Origin of the sequence: Chthoniobacter flavus Ellin428 (genome assembly GCF_000173075.1) — a bacterium.
GTDB classification, from domain to species: Bacteria; Verrucomicrobiota; Verrucomicrobiia; order Chthoniobacterales; family Chthoniobacteraceae; genus Chthoniobacter; species Chthoniobacter flavus.
Genome location: NZ_ABVL01000004.1, coordinates 79993 through 101580, shown reverse-complemented (window position 1 = coordinate 101580; position 21588 = coordinate 79993). Strand labels below are relative to the sequence as shown.

22 protein-coding genes and 2 pseudogenes are annotated in these 21588 nt (G+C 62.3%); 17 read left to right on the top strand and 7 right to left on the bottom strand.

Translation table 11 applies throughout. The features are described 5' to 3' along the window. The first annotated feature begins 7 nt into the window (after positions 1-7). The 16 genes and pseudogenes from CFE428DRAFT_RS08275 to CFE428DRAFT_RS08200 all read left to right on the top strand — a co-directional run bounded on the left by CFE428DRAFT_RS08275 (position 8) and on the right by CFE428DRAFT_RS08200 (position 14249). Entirely contained in the window at positions 8-652 is a 645-nt protein-coding gene (locus CFE428DRAFT_RS08275; RefSeq protein ID WP_006979055.1) for a DNA-3-methyladenine glycosylase family protein, read from the top strand. Between the two features lie 263 nt (positions 653-915). Continuing rightward, positions 916-1940, top strand: a pseudogene (gene ahr / locus CFE428DRAFT_RS40995) (NADPH-dependent aldehyde reductase Ahr). A gap of 14 nt (positions 1941-1954) precedes the next feature. Continuing rightward, on the top strand, positions 1955-2977 hold the full coding sequence (locus tag CFE428DRAFT_RS08265; RefSeq protein ID WP_006979052.1) for an MBL fold metallo-hydrolase: 1023 nt from the start codon (positions 1955-1957) through the stop codon (positions 2975-2977). A 132-nt stretch (positions 2978-3109) separates the two neighbouring features. Further along, positions 3110-4096 carry an aldo/keto reductase gene (locus CFE428DRAFT_RS08260; RefSeq protein WP_006979051.1) on the top strand — a complete coding sequence of 329 codons (987 nt, stop codon included), beginning with the start codon at positions 3110-3112 and terminating at the stop codon, positions 4094-4096. Positions 4097-4123: 27 nt separating this feature from the next. After that, on the top strand, positions 4124-4912 hold the full coding sequence (locus CFE428DRAFT_RS08255; protein ID WP_006979050.1) for an SDR family NAD(P)-dependent oxidoreductase: 789 nt from the start codon (positions 4124-4126) through the stop codon (positions 4910-4912). A gap of 165 nt (positions 4913-5077) precedes the next feature. Beyond that, the gene (locus CFE428DRAFT_RS08250) at positions 5078-6124 is read left to right on the top strand and encodes a S1C family serine protease (RefSeq protein WP_006979049.1); all 1047 of its coding nucleotides are present in this window, start codon (positions 5078-5080) and stop codon (positions 6122-6124) included. Beyond that, entirely contained in the window at positions 6121-6816 is a 696-nt protein-coding gene (locus tag CFE428DRAFT_RS08245; RefSeq protein ID WP_006979048.1) for an SDR family NAD(P)-dependent oxidoreductase, read from the top strand. The genes CFE428DRAFT_RS08250 and CFE428DRAFT_RS08245 overlap by 4 nt, the downstream gene beginning before the upstream one ends. A gap of 52 nt (positions 6817-6868) precedes the next feature. Continuing rightward, the gene (locus tag CFE428DRAFT_RS08240; RefSeq protein WP_006979047.1) at positions 6869-8281 is read left to right on the top strand and encodes an outer membrane protein assembly factor BamB family protein; all 1413 of its coding nucleotides are present in this window, start codon (positions 6869-6871) and stop codon (positions 8279-8281) included. 30 nt (positions 8282-8311) lie between these two features. Next, complete coding sequence (locus tag CFE428DRAFT_RS08235; RefSeq protein ID WP_006979046.1) at positions 8312-8968, top strand: NAD(P)H-dependent oxidoreductase; 657 nt, start codon at positions 8312-8314, stop codon at positions 8966-8968. Positions 8969-8994: 26 nt separating this feature from the next. Beyond that, on the top strand, positions 8995-9753 hold the full coding sequence (locus CFE428DRAFT_RS08230) for a glucose 1-dehydrogenase (protein ID WP_006979045.1): 759 nt from the start codon (positions 8995-8997) through the stop codon (positions 9751-9753). A 23-nt stretch (positions 9754-9776) separates the two neighbouring features. Beyond that, the gene (locus CFE428DRAFT_RS08225; protein ID WP_006979044.1) at positions 9777-10220 is read left to right on the top strand and encodes a DUF5069 domain-containing protein; all 444 of its coding nucleotides are present in this window, start codon (positions 9777-9779) and stop codon (positions 10218-10220) included. A gap of 103 nt (positions 10221-10323) precedes the next feature. Next, entirely contained in the window at positions 10324-11196 is an 873-nt protein-coding gene (locus tag CFE428DRAFT_RS08220; protein ID WP_006979043.1) for an aldo/keto reductase, read from the top strand. Positions 11197-11613: 417 nt separating this feature from the next. Next, positions 11614-12558 (top strand): IS110 family RNA-guided transposase, encoded by a 945-nt coding sequence (locus tag CFE428DRAFT_RS08215; protein WP_006979042.1) that lies wholly within the window; start codon positions 11614-11616, stop codon positions 12556-12558. Between the two features lie 450 nt (positions 12559-13008). Then, positions 13009-13665 carry a ribose 5-phosphate isomerase B gene (gene rpiB, locus CFE428DRAFT_RS35530; protein ID WP_006979041.1) on the top strand — a complete coding sequence of 219 codons (657 nt, stop codon included), beginning with the start codon at positions 13009-13011 and terminating at the stop codon, positions 13663-13665. Beyond that, positions 13625-13825, top strand: coding sequence for a hotdog domain-containing protein (locus tag CFE428DRAFT_RS08205; RefSeq protein ID WP_006979040.1), 201 nt, complete (start codon positions 13625-13627; stop codon positions 13823-13825). Before rpiB ends, CFE428DRAFT_RS08205 begins: the two co-directional genes overlap by 41 nt. 16 nt (positions 13826-13841) lie before the next feature. Next, the gene (locus CFE428DRAFT_RS08200) at positions 13842-14249 is read left to right on the top strand and encodes a VOC family protein (RefSeq protein WP_006979039.1); all 408 of its coding nucleotides are present in this window, start codon (positions 13842-13844) and stop codon (positions 14247-14249) included. Positions 14250-14361: 112 nt separating this feature from the next. On the opposite strand, the gene CFE428DRAFT_RS39645 is transcribed toward CFE428DRAFT_RS08200, so the two are convergent. The 6 genes and pseudogenes from CFE428DRAFT_RS39645 to CFE428DRAFT_RS08180 form a co-directional block, all read right to left on the bottom strand. Next, the gene (locus tag CFE428DRAFT_RS39645) at positions 14362-14511 is read right to left on the bottom strand and encodes a hypothetical protein (RefSeq protein ID WP_237705465.1); all 150 of its coding nucleotides are present in this window, start codon (positions 14509-14511) and stop codon (positions 14362-14364) included. A gap of 22 nt (positions 14512-14533) precedes the next feature. After that, on the bottom strand, positions 14534-14704 hold the full coding sequence (locus tag CFE428DRAFT_RS39640; protein WP_006979038.1) for a hypothetical protein: 171 nt from the start codon (positions 14702-14704) through the stop codon (positions 14534-14536). Then, positions 14701-15438, bottom strand: coding sequence for an ABC transporter ATP-binding protein (locus CFE428DRAFT_RS08195; protein WP_237705460.1), 738 nt, complete (start codon positions 15436-15438; stop codon positions 14701-14703). The genes CFE428DRAFT_RS39640 and CFE428DRAFT_RS08195 overlap by 4 nt, the downstream gene beginning before the upstream one ends. Positions 15439-15454: 16 nt before the next feature. Then, positions 15455-16934, bottom strand: a pseudogene (locus tag CFE428DRAFT_RS39635) (aldehyde dehydrogenase family protein). 127 nt (positions 16935-17061) lie between these two features. Continuing rightward, positions 17062-18282: an aspartate kinase gene (locus CFE428DRAFT_RS08185; protein WP_006979034.1), complete on the bottom strand. Its 1221-nt coding sequence runs from the start codon at positions 18280-18282 to the stop codon at positions 17062-17064. Positions 18283-18439: 157 nt separating this feature from the next. Next, positions 18440-19810 (bottom strand): tetratricopeptide repeat protein, encoded by a 1371-nt coding sequence (locus CFE428DRAFT_RS08180; protein ID WP_162145249.1) that lies wholly within the window; start codon positions 19808-19810, stop codon positions 18440-18442. Between CFE428DRAFT_RS08180 and CFE428DRAFT_RS38230 the strand changes: the two genes are divergently transcribed. Further along, the gene (locus CFE428DRAFT_RS38230; RefSeq protein ID WP_162145248.1) at positions 19773-20234 is read left to right on the top strand and encodes a hypothetical protein; all 462 of its coding nucleotides are present in this window, start codon (positions 19773-19775) and stop codon (positions 20232-20234) included. The two genes, CFE428DRAFT_RS08180 and CFE428DRAFT_RS38230, sit on opposite strands and share 38 nt — an antisense overlap. Positions 20235-20515: 281 nt before the next feature. Here CFE428DRAFT_RS38230 and CFE428DRAFT_RS08170 read toward each other — a convergent pair whose 3' ends face one another. Continuing rightward, the gene (locus tag CFE428DRAFT_RS08170; protein ID WP_006979032.1) at positions 20516-21490 is read right to left on the bottom strand and encodes an alpha/beta hydrolase family protein; all 975 of its coding nucleotides are present in this window, start codon (positions 21488-21490) and stop codon (positions 20516-20518) included. Positions 21491-21588: the final 98 nt, after the last annotated feature.

The following is a 21588-nucleotide window of genomic DNA, read 5'->3' as shown; positions in this document are numbered from 1 at the left end:
CTCGATCATGACGCCAGAAGCCCACGAGTATCTCACGAAGCGGTGCAAGGTGATGCGCCGGCTCATTCGCACCCACGGACCGTGCACGCTCCAACCGGAGAAGGATCACTCCCCTTTCCGCGCCTTGGTCCGCGCGGTGGCCCATCAGCAACTCAACGGCACCGCCGCCGAGACCATCCTGCGCCGCTTCTGCGCGCTTTTTCCGGGCAAGAAATTTCCGACAGCCAAAGACCTCGCGAGTGTAACGGATGAAGCGTTGCGCGGTTCGGGTTTCTCGTGGGCGAAGATCGCCGCCCTGCGCGACATCGCCGCGAAGACGCTCGACGGCACGATCCCCAGCACGCGCGCAATTCAAAAAATGAACGATGCCGAAATCATCGAGCGGCTCGTGCAAGTCCGCGGTGTCGGCCGGTGGACGGTGGAAATGATGCTCATCTTCAAGCTCGGGCGGCCGGATGTTTTTCCGGCCGATGACTTCGGCATTCGCGATGGTTTCCGCGTGGCCTACGGCCTCGACGAAATGCCCAAGCCGAAAGAAATCCTCGCCCACGCCGAGCGCTGGCGCCCTTACGCCACCACCGCCGCGTGGTACTTCTGGCGCGCGGCCAATGCAGCAAAGGACAAGAAAGCGATCAAAGGAGTGAACGCGTGATGAATCGCCTGCGTTTTGGAGTGCGGCGCTGCTGCGCCGCTTTGAGAGCCGGTCCTCGAACAGTGACGGGGCACCGCAAGCATTACCGACCTCGCACAACGACGGCAGGGAAGCCCGCGAATCACTCAGATGACGCGAATGGGGAAAGGATTTCTTTCTATCGAAAAGCGGCGCAGCAGCGCCGCACTCCAAAACGCAAGCGCTCCGTTCCTGACTTTTTCCACGACGACTACGACAAAACGCCAACCGAACCATCATCACCCATGAGCACCACCATCAAAGCCTACGCTGCGACCGCACCGAAAAGCCCTCTGACGCCGTTCGAGTATTCTCCCGGCCCGCTCGGGGACGAGCAGGTCGACATCGCCGTTTCTTATTGTGGCGTCTGCCACTCCGATCTCTCCATGGTCGAGAATGACTGGGGCATGTCGGTTTACCCGCTCGTCGGCGGACATGAAGTCATCGGCAAGGTCGTCGCGATCGGCGGCCAGGTGAAGCACCTCAAAGTCGGCCAGACCGTGGGTCTCGGCTGGTATTCCGGCAGTTGCATGACCTGCCACCAGTGCATGAGCGGCGATCACAATCTCTGCCCGACGGCGGAGGGCACGATTATCCACCGTCACGGCGGCTTTGCCACGCAGGTGCGCGCGCAAGCCGCGTGGACCATTCCGCTGCCCGAAGGGGTCGATCCCGCCAAGGCCGGCCCGCTCTTCTGCGGCGGCATCACGGTTTTCAAACCCAATCGTGCAATTTGGCGTGAAACCGACCGGATCGCGTGGGCGTGATCGGCATCGGCCGGACTCGGCCACCATGGCGCTGAAATTCCTGCACGGCCTGGGGCTGCGACGTCGTGGCCTTCACCTCCAGCGATTCCAAACGCGACGAGGCGCTGCAACTCGGCGCGAACAGCGTCGTCAATTCGCGCAACTCGGCCGAAATGGAGAAGCTCGCGGGCTCGTTCAATTTCATCCTCTCCACGGTGAATGTGAAACTCGACTGGCAGGCCTACGTCAACGCCCTCGCGCCGAAAGGCCGCCTGCACACCGTCGGCGCGATTGCCGAACCGGTGAGCCTCGCTGCCTTTCCCATGCTCGCCGCGCAGCGTTCCTTCTCCGGTTCGCCGCTGGGCAGCCCGGCCACCACCGCCACGATGCTCGACTTCGCCGCGCGCCACGACATCGCGCCGACGACCGAGCTCTTCCCGATGTCGAAGATCAACGATGCCTTCGAGCATCTGAAGAGCGGCAAGGCCCGCTATCGCATCGTGCTGCAAAACGACCTGAATTGATTTCCCAAAAGAAAATGAACACCACCCATCTGTCTCCTCTGCATCGTCGCGAACTGCTGCGCCTGCTCGGTCTCGGCGGCCTGGCGGCCTTCCTGGGCCGCAACGCTTCCGCCGCGGAGCAAGCCGTGGCCGCGGCCGCTGCTCCCGCGGAAGCGCCCAATCCCGCAGCCTGCTACCGCCGGTTCCACATCGGTGACGCGACGGCCTATGTCTTGAACGACGGCTATATGCCGATGCCGATCCAGCCGATGCTGGCCACCGAAGCGCCCGCGGAGGAACTCGCCAAAGTTCTCGCCGCGCATTTCCAAAAGCCGGTCGCGGAGATGCCCTTCAACGTCCTGCTGGTCAATCTGCGCGGCGAATGGGTGCTCTTCGACGCCGGGGCCGGCGGCTTCTCCGCGCCGACCATCGGCCGGTTGCTGCCCGTGATGGTGGCGGCAGGCGTCCAGCCCGAGCAGATCACCGGGATCTTCATCTCGCATGCCCACTCCGATCACATCGGCGGCCTGGTCGATGCGAAGACGAAGGAACTCGTCTTCCCGCACGCGAAGTATTTCATGCACCAGCGCGAGTTCGACTATTGGACCGCGCCGTCGCCGGATGTGAGTGGATTGCGCCTGCCGAAGGAGTTCATCTCCGGCATGCTGGAAATGGTGCAAACGGTATTGAACAAGGCGAAGCCGAAGATCCAGATGATCGCGCCCGGCGATCGCGTGCTCGAGGGCATCGAATTGATCGACGCTCCCGGCCACACGCCCGGACACTTCGCCTTCGCAATCACCTCGGGGAACGAGCAACTCCTGCACATCGTCGATGCCGCGCATCATGAAGTGCTCATGTTCGAACATCTCGACTGGACGATGGCCGGCGATTCCACGCCCGCCCTGGCCAGCGTCACGCGCAAGAAGCTGTTCGATCGCGCCGCCGCCGATCGCTCGCGCATTTTCGCCGCGCACTTCGCGTATCCCGCGCTCGGTTATGTTCGCAAGAACGACACCGGCTATGAATTCGTCCACGACCGCTGGACCTGGACGTAGGCGCTTGGCTGAGGGAGCGCCCCGCTCCGCGGGGCGCCTGCCGTGGTCGTGGTCCCGCCGTGGCGGGATCGCGGCTACCGCCACCACCTTTCTAAACGCGTTTCCCCGAGGACATACGAATCATCGCCAATCATGAAAACTCGCAAACTCGGACCTCTCAACGTCACCCCACTCGGCCTTGGCTGCATGGGCATGTCTTTCGCCTACGGTCCCGCCGATGACGCGGAGTCGCTGCGTGTCCTGCATCGCTATATCGAGCTCGGCGGCAACTTTCTCGACACCGCGGAAGCCTACGGTCCGTACAGGAACGAAGAGCTGCTCGGCCGCTTCCTCAAGGAGACTGACCGCTCGAAGCTGGTCATCGCCACAAAGTATGGCTTCTGCTTCGGCCCGACAGGCATCAACGGCACGGACGGTTCGCCCGCCAATGCCAGGGCGGTCTGCGACGCCAGTCTGCAGCGCCTGGGCATCGACGTGATCGATCTCTTCTACCTGCACCGCGTCGACCCTGCCGTGCCGATCGAAGACAGCGTCGGCGCCATGGCCGAACTGGTCCAGGCCGGGAAGGTCCGCGCCATCGGCCTTTCCGAAACCAGCGCCAATACCTTGCGCCGCGTGGCCAGGATCCATCCCATCGCGGCGCTGCAGAGCGAGTATTCGCTCTGGACCCGCGACGTGGAGGAAAACGACGTGCTCGCCGCCTGCCGCGAACTTGGTATCGGCTTCGTCCCGTACAGCCCGCTGGGCCGCGGCTTCCTCACCGGCGCCATCCAAAAAGTCTCCGACCTCGAGGCCGGCGATTTCCGCCTGACCAACTACCCGCGTTTCGGCGAAGAAAATCTGCAGAGCAATCTCAAGCTGGCCGAAGCGGTAAAAGCGCTCGCCCAGAAAAAAGGCTGCACGCCCGCCCAACTCGCGCTCGCCTGGGTGCTCGCGCAAGGCGACGACATCGTGCCGATCCCCGGCACCAAACGCGTGAAGTATCTGGAGGACAACATGGGGGCTCTCGGCGTCTCGCTGACACCGGAGGATGAAGAGCAAATCCGCGGAGAGATCTCCGCGATTCCGATCACCGGCGACCGTTATCACCCGGCCAACATGAAATTGATCAATGCCTGAGGCCATCGGTCCCATCCTTCCCATCTCATGAATCTCCATCTCACCGATAAACTCGCCCTCGTCTCCGGTTCCACGGCCGGCATCGGCTTCGCCATCGCCCACTCGCTCGCTTCGGAAGGCGCGCGCGTCATCGTCAATGGCCGCACCGAGGCGCGCGTGCAGGAAGCCATCGCCAAAATCCGGGAAAATGTTTCATGGGCGAAGCTGGAAGGCTTCGCCGGCGACCTCTCCAGCGAGAAGGCCGCGAATGAAGTCGCCCAGCGTTTTCCCGACGTGGAAATACTCGTCAACAATCTCGGCATCTTCGAGCCGAAGCCGTTCGAGGAAATTCCCGATGACGACTGGCGTCGCTTCTTCGAGGTGAATGTCCTCAGCGGCGTCCGCCTCAGCCGTCTTTATCTACCCGGCATGCGCCAGCGCAATTGGGGCCGCATCATTTTCATCTCCAGCGAATCCGCGCTCCAGTCGCCGCCGGAGATGATCCACTACGGCATGACCAAGACGGCGCAGATTGCCGTCGCCCGCGGCCTCGCTGAGCTCACCGCCGCCACCGGCATCACGGTAAATTCCGTGCTTCCCGGCCCGACGCGCTCCGAAGGCGTGGAAACCTATGTCAGTCAACTTTCGGCCGGCAAACCCTTCGCGGAATTCGAAAAGGAGTTTTTCGAAAAGCACCGCCCGAATTCGCTCATCAAACGTTTCGAGTCGGTCGACGAAATCGCTCACATCGTCACCTTCGTGGCCAGCCCGCTCTCCTCCGCCACCACCGGCGCCGTCTGGCGGGCCGAGGGCGGCATCGTCAAATCGGCATTCTAAGCGACTGTGAAAAAGTGCCCGCAAATCACGCGAATAACGCAAATGGGGGAACCTTACATTCGTGTCATTGGCGTGATTCGCGGGCCAATCCTCTTTTCGCCGGTTTATTTCACAGCCTCCAAGGAGGCCCGGTCATTTGACGCGTGTGCGTCATTACTTTAACCCATGAAAATCCAACCCGAATTCCAACGGTCCAACCGGCCGGAATTGCAGCCGGTCGGGGACGAAAGCACCACCACCTCATTCACCTCGGTCGCTCCGCGCGAACCCATCGAGGACGACACCCTCCTCGATAGCTATTCGCGCACGATCAGCGCCGTGGTCAACCGCGTCGCGCCCTCCGTGGTAAATATCCGCGTCGAGGGCGAGAATCAGCGCGGCGGCAGCGGCTCGGGCTTCATCATCGCCCGGGACGGCTTCATCCTCACGAATTCCCACGTTGTCCATCACGGCAGGAAGTTCGAGGTCACGTTGCATGATGCCCGGGTGTTTCCCGCGCAACTCATCGGCGAAGATCCCGATACCGATCTCGCGGTGTTGCGCATCGACGCGCCGAATCTTCAGCACGTGCGACTCGCGGATTCTTCTACGATTCGCGTCGGCCAGGTCGCGGTGGCCATCGGTTCGCCGTTCGGTTTTCAACAGACGGTGACCTCCGGCATCGTCAGCGCACTCGGTCGCAGTATGCGCGCGGAATCGGGACGGCTCATGGACGATATCATCCAGACCGACGCCGCGCTGAATCCCGGCAACTCCGGCGGCCCGCTGGTCAACAGCGCAGGCGAAGTCATCGGCGTGAATACCGCCGTGATCTTGCCGGCGCAGGGCATCTGCTTCGCCATTGCCAGCAACACCGCGCAATTCGTCGTCGCCTGGCTCATCAAAGAGGGCCGCATCCGGCGCAGCGCGATCGGCGTGGCCGGCCAGAATGTGCCGCTGCATCCGCGGGTCACCCGCTTCCACCGGCTGCCGCAGGATCGTGGTGTGCTCATCGCGGAGCTCGATCCGCACAGCCCCGCGGCCCGGGCTGGTCTGCAGCGTGGTGACATCATCGTGGGCTTCAAGGGCCAGACGATCAAGAGCATCGACGACCTGCACAAGAGGCTCGTCGCGGCCGAGATCGGCGTGCCTTCGCCCATCATGGTCTTGCGCCAGACGGAGAAGATTTTCGCCATGGTCGTGCCCGAGGAATTACCCCGCCCGCAATCATGAGTGCACCGCAAAAAGTCGCGCTCGTGACGGGCGCTTACAAAGGCATCGGCCTCGAAGTCGTCCGCCAACTGGCGGCGCGCGGCGTGCGGGTCTTTTTGACCGCACGCCAGCGCGGCGCCGGAGAAAAAGCGGCGGCCTCCATCAAAGGCGACGTGCATTTCGTGCTGCTGGATGTAAGCGACGTGGAGAGCATCGAGAGCGCGGCCCGCGTGGTGGCGAAGCAGACCGATCATCTCGATATCCTGATCAACAACGCCGCCATCCTGCTCGACGACGCCGGCAGCGTCCTCGACCTCGAGGGCGAGACCGTGCTGAAAACTTTCGCCACCAACACGGTCGGCCCGATGCTCGTCACGCAGGCCTTCCAGCCGCTGCTCGAGCAGAGCAAGGCACCGCGGGTCATCAATATGTCCAGCGGCGCCGGCCAACTCGCCGATGGCCTGCAGGATTGGGCGCCCGCCTACAGCATGTCCAAGACGGCGTTGAACTCGCTCACCCAGCATTTCGCCGCCGCCCTGCCGCGCTTCGCCGTGAATTCGGTGTCGCCCGGCTGGGTGCGCACCGATATGGGCGGCGATGCCGCACCACTCTCCGTCGAACAAGGTGCGGACACCCTCGTGTGGCTCGCCCTCGACGCCCCGCAGAGCCTCACCGGCAAATTCCTGCGCGAACGCGCGGAGATCGCCTGGTGACGGAACGAAAAGTCAGGACATCGAACCTCCAACACCCAACACCCAACATCCAATGACCCGCCACGCCTGCCTACTGCTGGCTCTCGCATCCACGCTTCATGCCGCTTCGTTGTGGCCACAATTCCGCGGCCCCTCGGGCCAATCGACCGCGGCGAACGAAACTATCCCGGCGGAGATCGATACCGCGCGGAATCTGCTCTGGCAGACGGCCTTGCCCGGCGGCGCGTCTTCACCGGTCATCGTCGGCCGCCGCGCCTTCCTCACCGGCTTCGCGGACGGCAAGCTGATCACGCTCGGCGTGAACCTCACCGATGGCACCGTTGCCTGGCGGCACGAGACGACGCCGGAGAAACTGGAGACTTACATGGAGAAACTCGGGTCGCCAGCCGCGTCGACCTGCGCCACCGATGGGGAGCGCGTGGTGAGCTACTTCGGCTCCTACGGGCTGAGTTGTTTCGGCCTCGACGGCCAGCTGCTCTGGGAAGCGAGGCTGCCCGTCGCGCAGAGCAAGGACGGCTTCGGCACCGGCACGTCACCAATCATTCACGACGGCCTCGTCTACCTGCTCCGCGACGAAGTTGGGCCCGGCAATGGTCTTTACGCCTTCGACATCAAAACCGGCGCCCAAGTCTGGAAACGTTCCCGCGAGGAATTCCGCGTCAGCTTCGGCACCCCGGTGGTATGGGACGGCGTGCTCGTCGCCCTCGGCGACAGCCGCGCCAAGGGTTACGATCTCAAGACCGGCGAAGAACGATGGCTCCTGCGCGGGCTCGCCGCTTACCCCTGCACCACACCCACTCCCGGCGTGGACGGCAATCTCTACATCGCCACCTGGAGCCCCGGCGGCAGCGCGGACGAGCCCATGCCGACCTTCGACGACTTGCTCAAGATGATGGACAAGGACGGCGACGGCCGCATCTCCCGGGCGGAAATGGCGGGCACACCGTTCAAGGATTTCTTCGACGTCAACGACAAGAACCACGACGGCTATTGGGACCGTTCGGAATGGGAAGGGAACATCAATTGGATGAAACGCGGTAAAAATGCGGTGCTCGCCGTCAAGCCCGGTGGCCACGGGGACATCACCGAAAGCCACGTCATTTGGAACAACGAAAAAGGCGCGCCGTATGTGGCTTCTCCGCTCTACTACGACGGCAAACTTTTTCTCGTGAAGGATGGCGGCTTCGCCACGCTCTATGATGCCGCCAGCGGCAAGTTGCTATACGAGAAGCAGCGCATCGGGGTGCCCGGCGACTACTACGTTTCGCCCACGTATGTGAACGGCCGCATCTATCTCGCGACGACCAAAGGGACCCTGGTCGTCCTCGATGCGAAGACCACAGACAAGCCGACCGTTCTTTCCAAACTCGACCTCGGCGAATACCTCGCCGCCTCGCCCGCCTTTGTCGATGGCCGGATCTACATCCGGACAAAAGAAAAGCTCTTCGCCTTCGGCAACAAATAGCGCGTCTCTCAACCACACCACCAAACCCGCATGCAGAACCCACCCGTCTCCAACGACACGCTGCTCCAGCAATTGCGCTGGCGCTATGCCACCAAGTCCTTCGACCAGGCGAAGAAGATCGCCGATGCCGATTGGGCGACGTTGGAACAAGCGCTCATCCTCACGCCGACCAGCTACGGTTTTCAACCCTATCGCTTCGTCGTGATCACCGATCCGGCCACGCGCCAAAAGCTTTTGCCGATTTCGTGGGGACAGTGCCAGGTGGCGGATGCCTCGCACTTCGTCGTCTTCGCCGCAAAAACCAATGTGACCGAGGCGGATGTCGACTATTACCTTGCCCATGTGAGCAAAGTGCGCGGGACGCCCGTGGAAAAACTGGCCGGATTTCGCAAGGCTCTCGCCGGCGACATCGTGCACGGGCCGCGCAGCAAAGCGCAGCACGAGTGGGCAACGCGCCAGTGCTACATCGCGCTCGGCAACCTCATGACTTCCGCGGCCATGCTCGGCATCGACGTCTGCCCCATGGAAGGCATCGACGCGCCGAAATACGACGAACTCCTCGGCCTGCCGGCGAAGGGTTACAATGCCGTCGTGGCAGCGGCGGTCGGTTATCGTTCGGACGCGGACAAGTATGCCGCGGCGCCCAAGGTGCGCTATCCGGCGGAGGAACTTTTCATTCGCATCTAAACGAAGCCTTCCAACGCATTCACCATATGAAATTTGATTTCTCCAATAAGGTCGCGCTCGTCACCGGCGGCACTTCCGGCATCGGCCGGACCACTGCCCTCGCCTTTGCCCAAGCCGGTGCGAAGGTCGTCATTTCCGGCCGCCGCGAGACGGAAGGCAAAGCTGTGGTCGCGGAGATCGCCGCTGCCGGCGGCACCGCCCGCTTCGTGCGCGCGGACGTCGCCGTCGAGGCCGACGTCAAGAATCTCGTGGAGCAAACCGTCGCCGCTTTTGGCCGGCTCGACATCGCGTTCAATAACGCCGGTGTCGAATGGATGGCTCCGCTGGCCAACGCCACCGAGGCCGATTACCGGCGGCTCTTCGACACCAATGTCTGGGGCGTCATCGCTTCGCTGAAATACGAGATCCCGGCGATGCTCAAGACCGGTGGCGGCGCGATCGTCAATACGAGCAGCGTCGCGGGTCACGTCGGCATGGCGGGAGCGAGCCTCTACATCGGCACGAAGCACGCCGTCGAAGGCCTCTCCAAATCCATTGCACTCGAATTCGCCAACCAGGGCATTCGCATCAACGCGGTCGCTCCGGCGGTCATCGATACAGCCATGGTCGATCGCTTCGCCGGCAAGGACGGACCGCAGCGCGAGCATCTCGCCTCGCTGCATCCCATTGGGCGCACCGGAAAGACCGATGAGGTGGCCAATGCCGTCTTGTTCCTCTGCTCCGACGCCGCGTCCTTCATCCTCGGCGAATCGCTCAAGGTCGATGGCGGCCTGACCGTTCCTTAACCACTCACCCAACACCCCACACCATGAATAACATCACTGACCTCACCCAACGTCCGCCCCGCAGCATGCGCACCCGCCTCGGCGGTTACGCCCTCCTGCCCCGCATGCTCGACAAGGGCCGCGCGGAAATCGCCGGAAAAAACGGCGAGTATCATTACAACTGCCCGCTCGACCAGCGCATCCTCGAGTATCTCGGCGTCGACGCCGAGGCGCTCCGCAAGGAACTCGCCGCCGGCAAAGGCGACGGCGAAATCCTCGAGTGGATCCGTTCGAACCAGAAAAACAAACACACCGACGCCGAGATCGAGGCGTGGTCCGACGCCGCCGGGAAGCGGGTGCCGGAGGGCGAGTCGATCGAGTTCTTCAACGAGATCCGCACGGCCACCGCGCCGCACCGGTCGGACATCACGACCTGGGCCGATTTGCTCGACGTCGACGACTACGTGACCTTCGGCGGGAAGGCCTGATCGAACGACAATGCGACAATCGGACAAGGGAGACAATGAGAGGTGCAATCGATGCGCTTTTCTCATTGTCTGATTGTCTCACAGTCTCATTGTCAGCGGGGCTATGACTACCCCCGCACTTTCCTGGCTCCTCGGCGGAGATCTTCCCATTCACCGGCTGGGCTACGGCGCGATGCGTCTGTGTGCCCAGCCGGGTAATTTTGGGCCGTATCCGGATTGGGAAGGCGGCAAGCGTCTGCTGCGGCGGGCCGTCGAACTGGGCATCAATTTCATCGATACCGCGCATCCGTACGGACCGGGTTGGAATGAAGAACTGATTGGCGAGGCGCTCGCGCCCTATCCTACGGGCGTGATCGTCACGACCAAGGGCGGCGTCGAGAAGACTGGCCCGGGCGAAGTCTTTGCCGATGGCAGCCCCGCGAGCCTGCGCCGCTTTTGTGAGGGCAGTTTGCAACGGCTGAAGCTCGATTGCCTTCCGCTTTATCAACTTCATCGACCGGATCCGCAGGTGCCATTTGCGAAAAGCGTGGGCGCGCTCGCGGCGTTGAAGAGCGAAGGGAAAATTCGCCACGCCGGGCTTTCGAATGTCACCCTCGCGCAGGTTGAGGAAGCGCGCACCATCGTGCCGATCGCTTCGGTGCAGAATCGCTACAATCTGCAGGAACACGGGGATGATGCGGTGGTCGATTATTGCGCACAACACAACATCGCTTACCTGCCGTGGGGACCGCTGGCGGCAAAGCCCTTCGCCCCGGAGGCACCGCTCGCTCAAGGTTCCGGAGTACTCGCCCAAGTCGCGAGCGAACTCGGCGCCACCGCCGGACAGGTCGCGCTGGCGTGGCTACTGCACCGCAGTCCCAATATCATTCTCATCCCCGGCACCACGAGCATTGCGCATCTGGAGGAGAATGTCGCCGCCGCGAAGATCCAATTATCGGACGCACAGTTTGCGACCTTGTCCTCTGCGCAAGGTTAGAGCGCGTTAATGCGCTTGCGTTTTGGAGTGCGGCGCTGCTGCGCCGCTTTTCCAGAACCGGCTCTCAAAAACAACAGCGCCGGAGAAGTAGGAAAGCGCTCGATACAGAGGCGCGAAGCGCTCCAAAAACCCTGTCATCCTTGGTTGTTGGAAAAGTGCTTTGGTTGGTCTGTTTTCGGGAGCGCTGCTTCTTTTGAAGCGTGCGCTTAACTGAGGAGCGGAGTCGCGGCTGATCCCCGCGACCCCGCCAGCTTCGGTGAGATCGTTTCATTCAGGCGTCGCGGTAATTAGCCGCAGAGCGTCGCTCAGCACGATCGATCGGAGCTTCTCAGGTTTGCCAACTCGAACAGTTGCCAGAGCCGGAGGCCAGGCATCCCTGCCCCGCCGAGCTCGTAAACCCAAGAAAGAGTCTAACCTATGTCATCACCCTCATGCTACCTCGGAGTCGACGTCTCCAAGGACACCCTCGTTGTGGCCGGCCAGAACCGCCGCTGGCAGTTTGCCAACACCAAGGAGGGACAGCGCAAGTTCATCGTCCAAATCAAGAAGCTGTCGGCCGCTGGCCACGTGGTCTGCGAATCGACCGGCCCCTATCATCTGCCCATGTGCCTGGCGCTCCAGGAGGCAGGCATTGCCTTCACCATCGCCAATGCCGCCCGCATCTACTACTTCGGGCTGTCGGAAGGGATCATTGCGAAAAACGATCCCATCGACGCGGCGCTCATCGAACGCTTTGCCCAGAGCAAACGTCCGCCGGCCGATCCGCCGCTCTGCCGCGAGCAACTGGCCTTGAGCGAGAGCGTCACCCACCGCCAGCAACTAGTGGAGATGATCAAGGTCCTGCGCACCCACCGCCAGCAGGTCCTCCACGCCGCGCTGGTCACCGAGATCGACCAGTCCATCCTCGTTTTGGAAAAGCGGCTGGCCGCTCTCGACCGGCAACTGCGGGCCAAAATCGATGCCCATCCGCTCTGGAAGGCCAAGTTCGAGCGGTTGACCCAGACCAAGGGCGTGGGCTTCGTCACCGCACTGACCCTCTTGGCGAAGATGTCTGAACTTGGCACGCTCAACCGGGGCCAATGTGCGGCTCTGGCCGGCCTGGCCCCCTACGACAACGACAGCGGCAAATACGCCGGAAAGCGGACGATCCGCGGCGGACGTCAGGAAGTCCGTAGGGCTCTCTACATGGCGGCACTGAGTGCGGCCACCCACAACCCCATCCTCAAGACCTTCTACCAACGCCTTCGGGGCCAAAAGAAACTCTTCAAAGTCGCCATCACCGCCGTCATGCGCAAACTGCTTCTCCATCTCAACACGGTACTCAAAACCCTCACCGCTCCACCTCAAACCGCCGCCTCATAAACCTCATCTTTCCCTCCACCCCACCCACAAAAATCCCACTAAAAAAACACAGTTGCTGAGCGGAGCGGGGAAGCATGGGCGGAGTCGAAGGACCTCCAGTCTCCGTGGTTTTCGCGCGGAGCCTCCACCATTTTGCGTGTCACCAAGCGTTCATCTTTCCACCACCTTCGCCCGCGGATATTGGAGATCCTTCAACTACGTGCTCCGCCCTCTTTACCACCGGAGCACTCCGCTCAAGGATGACATGCTTTTTGGGGCGCTTCGCGCTTTCTGCAAGACTCTATCCTCGAAGAGAATCACCCCGGAAGCGGCGCAGCAGCGCCGCACAAAAACACAAGCGCTGATCGACGCGTCACATTCCTCCGCGCGTCACATTCCTCCGCGCGCAACATTCCTCCGCGCGCAACATTCCTTCTCGCGCATCGTTCGATCGTCGCGCAGAATTTGCTCATGAAAATCGCCATCGGTTCCGATCATGCGGGTTTTGAGTACAAAGGCAAAATCATCGAACTGCTGACCACGCTGGGTCACGAGGTGCGCGACTTCGGCACGCACTCCGCCGATCCAGTCGACTACCCGCTTTACATCGCTCCCACGGCGCAAGCGGTGGCCAGCGGCGAATGCGAGCGCGGCATCGTCCTTGGCGGGTCGGGCAATGGCGAACAGATCACCGCGAACAAAGTGCGCGGCATCCGCTGCGCGCTGTGCTTCAGCCTCGATACCGCCCGTTGGGCCAAACTGCACAATGACGCCAACTGCATCGCCATCGGCCAGCGCACCATTCCCGGGGAGCTGGCGCTCGAGATCGTGAAAACCTGGCTGAACACGGAATTCGAAGGGGGCCGGCACGTGGCGCGATTGAATGGCATCGCCGCCGTGGAGAATTCGCAAACGCATAGCCAGGCCGGCGCCTTCCCCGTCTACGAACGCACCACGTTGATCCGCCCGGAATATCTCAATCCGCGCGGCTCACTGTACGGCGGCTACATGCTCGAATGGGCAGATGACCTGGCCAGCACGGCGGCAACGCTGACTTTTCCCAAGGCTTCCTTCGTCACCCGCCGCGGTGGAGGCGTTCGATTTCAAGTCGCCGGTGCACAATGGTGACATCGTGCGCATCTACGGCCGCGTCGCCCAAATCGGCACGACCTCCTGCACGGTGGACGTGTGGTGCCACGACGCGCGCACACACGCGACGGTCTTCAGCACCAGCGTGATCATGGTGCACGTCTCGAGCGAGGGCGTCAAAGCGCCGCTCCCGCACTGACTTTCTTCTGCCTCCCATGCGTCTCGATCAAATCGACCATCTCGTCCTCACGGTGCGCGACCTGGGTGAAACGATCGCTTTCTACACCCGCGTGCTCGGCATGGAGGAAGTCACCTTCGGCGAGAATCGCAAGGCACTGGCCTTCGGCACGCAGAAGATCAACCTGCACGAGGCTGGTCGTGAATTTGAGCCGAAGGCGCTGCATCCGAAACCCGGTTCGGCAGACGTCTGCTTTCTGACCGCCGAGCCACTGGCCCGCGTGATGAAGCACATGGAAAATTGCGGGGTCGATATTCTCGAAGGACCGATCGAACGCACTGGCGCCCAAGGCCCGATCGAGTCGATCTACATTCGCGACCCAGACGGGAATCTCATCGAGATTGCGAATCAGTTGCCGCTTCCCGGGGAGGGAAGTAATCAGTGATTAGTATTTAGTAATCAGTGAGGAAAGCCGACCGCATTACTGATTACTGATTACTGATTACCGATTACGGATTACTGATTACTGATCACTGCCACATCGAGGAAAGAGCGCCTCACTCCGGGCGGACGATGACGATGTCATCGGCGTGCAGCGAGCACCACACCTTCTCGCCTTTGTGAAAGGTCTCCTGCGTCGCGCTTTCATTGGCACAGATGGCAGTGAGGGTGAGACCACTGGGGAGTTTCAGCGACAACTCGTCGATGGAGCCTTTAAAAATCTCTTCGTCAACCTCCGCTTCGAAGACGTTGTCCCCCCGCTGGTTTCGTTTTTTGCAGGTGAATCTTCTCCGGACGGATGGAGACGACCAGTTCAGTCACGCCGGGAATGCCGACCAGTCGCGGAATGCACACGTGCACATCCGGGGCGAGGCGCAGGCGGGCTGGCGTGTTCCTCATGCGCGGTTACCTTGGCAGCGAGAATATTGGCCTGGGCCGATGAAATTGGCGACGAAGCTGGTCTGCGGGGAGTGATAGATATCCGCGCAATCGCCGATCTGCTCGATGCGGCCTTTGTTCACCACGGCGATGCGGTCGGACATGGTGAGCGCTTCCTCTTGGTCGTGGGTGACGAAGACGAACGTGATCCCGAGCTTTTTCTGCAACCGCTTGAGCTCGATTTGCATCGCGTGCCGCAGCTTGGCATCGAGCGCGGAGAGCGGTTCATCGAGCAACAACACCTTCGGCTGGCAGACAATGGCGCGGGCGAGCGCCACCCGCTGACGCTGGCCGCCGGAGAGCTGGCTCGGCTTGCGCTTTTCCATGCCGGAAAGCGAGACGAGTTCGATGACGTTGCGCACCCGCTCGGCGACCTCGGCTTTCGACAGCTTCCGCATGCGCAGGCCGAAGCTGATGTTGTCCTGCACAGTGAGATGCGGGAAGAGCGCGTAACTTTGAAACACCTGGTTCACATCGCGCCGATAGGGCGGCAGATCGGTGACATCCTCTCCCGCCAGCCAAACGCTGCCTTCGCTCGGCGTCTCGAAGCCGGAGACCATACGCAGCACCGTGGTCTTGCCGCAACCGGAGGGGCCGAGGAGCGTGAGGAACTCGCCTTGTTTGATCGTGAGATCGACCTCATCGACAGCGGTGAAACCGCCAAATCGCTTGGTGACTTTTCTGAGTTCGACCATGTGGTCCATGCGGCGGCTAGACGCCACTGAACCAATTCAGTCTCTGCGGAACAAGGTTGATATTGATTTGTTTCGTCTCCAGATAGGCGTCGAGGCCGAAGGTGCCGAGCTCGCGCCCGATGCCGCTCTGCTTGTAGCCGCCCCACGGCGCTTCGTTGAAAGTCGGGTGATAGGTATTGAGCCAGGTGATGCCGGCGCGCAGACCGCGGAGCACGCGCAGGCCCTTGCCTTGGTCGCCGGTGAAGACGCCCCCGGCGAGGCCGTAGATGGTGTCATTCGCGAGATGCAGCGCTTCCTCCTCAGTGTCGAAAAGCTGCACAACTTGCACCGGGCCGAAGATTTCTTCGCGGACGATCTTCATGCCCGGCTGCGTGTCGACGAAGACCGTAGGCGCGACGAAATTGCCCTTTTCCATCACGCCATTGGTGAGGCGCGAGCCGCCGCAGATGGTCCGCGCGCCTTCGCGGCGACCGAGGTCGATGTAGTGCAGCACTTTCTCCATGTGCTGGCGGGTAATGAGCGGGCCCATCTCGGTTTTCGGATCGAGCCCATCGCCGACGACGATCTTCGAACTCGCCTCGGCCATTCGCGAAAGGAACTTGTCAGCAATCTTCCTTTCCAAAATCAGCCGCGAGCCAGCGCTGCACACTTCGCCTTGTCCGGCGAAGATGGCGAACATCGCGTACTCCAGCGCGACGTCGAAATCGGCATCGGCGAAGACGATGCAGGGCGATTTGCCACCGAGCTCCAAGGTGACCTTTTTGATATTGCCGGTGGCCGCGGCCATGATCTTCCGGCCGGTGACCGTGCCACCGGTGAAGGCAATCTTGTCGACGTGGCTGTTCGCCGCGAGCGCGTGACCGGCGGTCGGTCCGGGTCCCAGCAGGAGTTGCGCGGCGCCGGGCGGGAAGCCAGCCTCGGCGATGAGCTTGAGGAGCTCGATCGCGGTGAGTGGTGTCGTCTCCGCGGGTTTGAGGATGCAGCAATTGCCGGCGGCAAGGCCGGGCGCGAGCTTCCAAGCGGCCCATGAGCAGCGGATAATTCCACGGGATGATCTGTCCGCACACGCCGATCGGTTCGCGAACGACCATGGACTGGATCGTCGGGTCGCCCACTTCGTAGGTCTGTCCGAGCGGCTTGGTAATGAGGCCCGCGTAGTAACGGAAGCACGCGGCGGCATCGGCGACGTCGAACTTCGCCTCGCGCAGCGGCTTGCCGTTGTTGCGCGTTTCCAGCCTGGCGAGGTCTTCGGCCAGCCCGTCAATGAGGTCGGCAAGCTTGAAGAGATAACTGGCGCGCTCGGGGGCGCGCATCTTCGGCCACGGGCCGGTGTCGAAGGCCTTGCGCGCATGGCCGATGGCGAGTTCGGCGTCGTGCTCGCCGCCATCGGTTACTACCGCGAGCAACTCATTGTTCGCGGGATTGAGAATTTCGCGCGTGTGGCCTTCCTGGGCCTCGACCCACGTGCCGTTGAGGAACATCGGGAGCGTTTTCATCACCGGGGAGCTTTCTCCTTGAAGCTCGCCCTCGCAGGGGGAGAACGCAAATCGAAGATCGGGTCTCGGAGATGGCAGATCGAACTCCGAATTCCGATCTCCAATCTGCCAGACCCGATCTTCGAACCTACACCTTGCCGCTCAAGCCGAACGCGTCGTGCGCGAGGACGGCGGCTTCATTGATCTTCGTCTCGTCGATGATCACCGCGGTCTTGATCTCGCTGGTCGAGATCATCTGGATATTGATGCCACCCGCAGCCATCGCTTCGAACAACTTCGCCGCCACACCGCTGTGCGAACGCATGCCGATGCCCACGATGCTGAGCTTGGCGATGCCTTCCTCGGTGGTCATCTCCTTGGCGCCGATCTCCTTCATCACGCTCTCCATCGACTTCTTGGTCTTCGTGAGATCATCCTTGTTGAGGGTGAACGAAATGTCGTTCGTATCACCCACGCTGTCGCTCTGGACGATCATGTCCACGCTGAGGTTCGCACCGGCGAGGGCGCTGAAAATCTTGGCCGCAGTGCCGGGCCGATCAGGCACCTGGCGGATGGTGACCTTGGCTTGATTCTTTTCGATTGAGACGCCACGGACGACGACGTTTTCCATATTCTTGGTCTCCTCTTTGACGATGGTTCCCGGATTGTTGTTAAAGCTGCTGCGCACCTCGAAGATGACGCCGAACTTCTTGGCGAACTCCACCGAGCGTGACTGCATGACCTTCGAGCCGCTCGACGCCATCTCGAGCATTTCCTCATAGCTGATCTCGTCGATCTTACGCGCCGTCGGCACGACTCGCGGGTCGCAAGTGTAGACGCCGTCGACGTCGGTATAAATCTGGCAAATGTCCGCCTTGATCGCCGCCGCGATGGCGATGGCTGTGAGATCGCTGCCGCCGCGCCCGAGCGTGGTGATGCGGCCATCCGTCGTCTCACCCTGGAAACCGGCGACGATGACGATGTTGCCGTTCTTCAGGTGCGCGTGAATCTGCTTCGGCGTAATGTTGGCGATCTTCGCCTTGGTGTGCACCCCATCGGTGATGATACCCGCCTGCGCACCGGTGAGCGACACCGCCTTCTTGCCGAGGCCATTGATGGCCATGGCGGTGAGCGCGATCGTCGTCTGCTCACCCGTCGCGAGGAGTACGTCCATCTCCCGTTCCGTCGGGTTGCTGGAGCATTGTCTGGCCAGCTTGATGAGGCCATCGGTCACGCCGCTCATCGCCGAGACGACGACGACAACATCGTGCCCCGCCTCCTGCGTGGCGATGACGCGCTTGGCGACATTCAGGATGCGTTCGGGATTGCCGACGGACGTGCCGCCGTATTTCTGGACGATGAGGCTCATCGGAAAAGGGCTGGGAAGGTGGCGGGAGGGACGCGGGTTGTCAATGGTCTATCGAGGCCGGGAAATGACGAATTACTAATGACGAATGACGAAGCGGCTCGTCACGCTGCCGCGCCGGTAATTCCAAAGGGCGGCTTCCATCACTCCTCCTCCGTCACTATGCCTTATCCAATCCCAACGGCATCCAGCCGACCTTGAGGTTGCGGTTGCCCTGCCGGGCGCGGAAGAGCAGGCTGCCGTCCTGCTGGGCCACGATGTGGCAATCGATCGGATTGGCGGGCTCGATGCCCTTGACGACGAAGGCGCCCAAAGGCTGCACCTCGAGGCTGCCGCCGCTCTCGCCTTGCTGGAGTTGAATACGCGTTTCCGGCCCCTTGGAACGCCACGGGAAACCGCCGGCCGTCGGCACCTTCGCACCGGCGGCGAGCACGATGCCGCCTTCTTCACCATCGATGGTGAGCAGCACCGGACGTTGCAGGAAGCCAGCCTGATGCACTTCGAGGCGCACGCCGCAGCCGGTCAGTTCGCCGGACCACGCTTCGATCGTCTGCACCACCGCGGCCTTGAAATCCGGCGGCACTTCGCCCTGGGCCGCATCGCGCAGCACGCGGATGGCGTCATCGGTGAGGCCGGTCTGTTGCAGCACCTGGGCGTAATTCCAGTTGAGCCGCTTGGAGTATTTCCCGCTCTCCACGAGCGGCTTGACGATCCGGACCATCTTCTCGAAATCGCGCGCCTCGCCGAGCGCCGCGGTGAGGTGCAGGACCACGTCTTCGTTTTCCGGTGCGATCTCGTAGGACTTTTCCGCCCACTTCAGCGCGGCCTTCGCGTCCCCGCGCTTGCGCGCGATGTTGCTCGCCAGGATGTAGGCCATCCACGATTTCCGCTCCTCAGCCCAACGAGCCAGTTCGGATTCCTTGGCCGGGTCGTGCTCGGCGTCGTTCAGGCCAAAGCGGATGCCCAGCGGCTGTTGCGCGTTCGGGTCGAGCTCGAGCACGCGATCCAGCGCCTTGCGCTCGCCCTCGGCATCGCCCAGCGCATTGCACACGGTGGCGAGGAAAAAGAATCCGCGCGGATCTTCCGGATGTTTCTCGGTGAAAGGCGTGATCGTCGCGCGCGCTTCCTCGAGCTTCCCCTGCGTGCGATAGGCCATCGTGAGGCCAATCACCGCGCGGGCATCATCGGGCCGGGCCTCGACCGCACGCTGCATCGCCGCGAGGCCGGCCTCGGGCGCATAACCTTCGCGCAGCAATTGCTCGCCGTAGTTCAGGAGTTGCTCGGGATCGTTGACCAACTGCTGCACCTGGCGCATGGCCATCTGGCCGAAGGTCGGCAGGTCCATGTAGAAGGCGGAATTCGGATCCTTGGCATTGCGGAGCAGCTTGACCATCTCGCGCATCTGCACGAGGCCATCGAGCGCCGTGCGATCCTGCGGAGACACCGCCAGCGCTTTTTTGAACGCCGCCACCGCTTCGTCGCGTTTGCCCTGCGTGGCGTTCACCACGCCGATGCTGTTCCAAATGGCCACCCCCGCGAGGGGCCTTCGCCGCCGCCTGCTCGAAGAGTTCGACCGCGCCTTCATCGTCACCTTCCAACCGCGACAGCGAGCCGCGGTGGTAGAGTGCAAACGCCGTGTCGGGAAATTGTTCGTCGAACTTCTCCAACAATTCGTAGGCGCGCACGATCTCGGAATTTTGCACGGCTTCGCCGAATTCATCGAGGTGCTCGGAGGCCTTGAGGAAACGGCCAAACGGTTCCGGGGCATCGGCGCCCATCGACTCGACGGCGTCGAGCAGATGGTTCATTTCGAACGGGTCGCTGCTGGCCAGCTTGGGGTCGACATTGCTCGGCCACGGGATGCGATTGGGCAGACCGAAGAACTCCAGTTCCCAGGAGGTCGATTCAATCCATTGATAAGGGGCGTCGGTCATGATGGGATTCACGTCAGATAAAAGGGGGGCGCAGCATCGCGGGCGGAGCGGGCGGTGTCAACACGGGGCGGGTGACGATTCGGGGGTCGGGGGTGGGGGGCGTGGTGGGTTTCGGGTTTCTGGTTCTGGGTTGCCCCCGTGGCGCCGTGGGACAATCAGACAATCGGACAATGAGACATCCTCCGGCAGGACGTCTCCCTGTCTCCCTGTCTCCCTGTCTCCCTGTCTCCCTGTCTGATTGTCCCCCTCCGCGTCTCCGCGTCCTCTGTGTTTCAAAACCTTTCGGCCGCCGATCGGCTCGCCTATTTCCGCTGCCAACGGTCGCCGGATTCCATGACCTGGCGGGGGCCGTCGCCGGCCAGCCAGGCTTTGGCCTCGGCGTCGCCTTTGAGATAGGCATCCCAAAAGGCCGTGCTCAGGGCCAGGATCACCTTGTGATGATTAGGATTGCGCGGCTGCTGGTCGCCGGGCAGCGGGCGATCGGTGAAGACGGAATGCTCGGCGTTTTCGAGGACCACTTCGTATTTGTCGCCCGCAGGCAAGGCGGGATAAACCGCCAGCCGCGACTCCACGGTGGCGTGACCCACGGGAGCGACGTCTTTCGTGCCGGTCATGAGCATCCACGGGATGGTGACCTCGGCAAAGGCGGCCTTCGGGTCGCCCTTGCCCGGCACATCGGGGCTGAAGGCGATCGCGGCACGAATGCGCGGATCGGTAAAGCGCTTCCCGGCAGTGGGCAACGTCTCCCCGCTCACCCCCTGCGTCGTCAGCGCGCCGAAGGAATGCCCCGACATGCCGACGTGATTCAAATCCAGACGCCCGGCGAGCGAATGCCCCGTCTCCTTGTTCCAGGCGGTGAGCTGATCGAGCACCGCCGGCACGTCCTGCAACCGCAGCACATAGTTTTGCAGCGAAGCCGCGCTCTTCAAGGCAGCCATGCGGTCCGCCGCTTCCACGCCTTTCCACACGGCGGAATCGCTACCCGCATGTTGCAGATACACGACGACGCAGCCTCGCGCCGACCATTGCTCGCCGAGGAACGGACTGCCTTCACGCGAACCTCCGAGACCATGGCTGAACAACACCACTGGCGCGGGCGCCGAGGACATCGGCAGGAGAACGCGTAGCGGGATATCGCGATTGCGCGCGGCATCATGGACCGTGAGGTCGACCGGCGGCGGCAAAGTGCCGGCGGGCAATTTCAATGGGTCATAAGCGGAGGCGGTCGTCACCCACGCGGCAAAGGCGAAAAGACAGAGCTTGAGGAAGGAAGGCATGGCAGTCGGTTTGGCGAACCGCGAAGGATTTCGCGGATTCGAGCGGACAGACGATAGCGGAATGCGGTTGGTTACGCATACTCCGAAAGCGCCGGCGG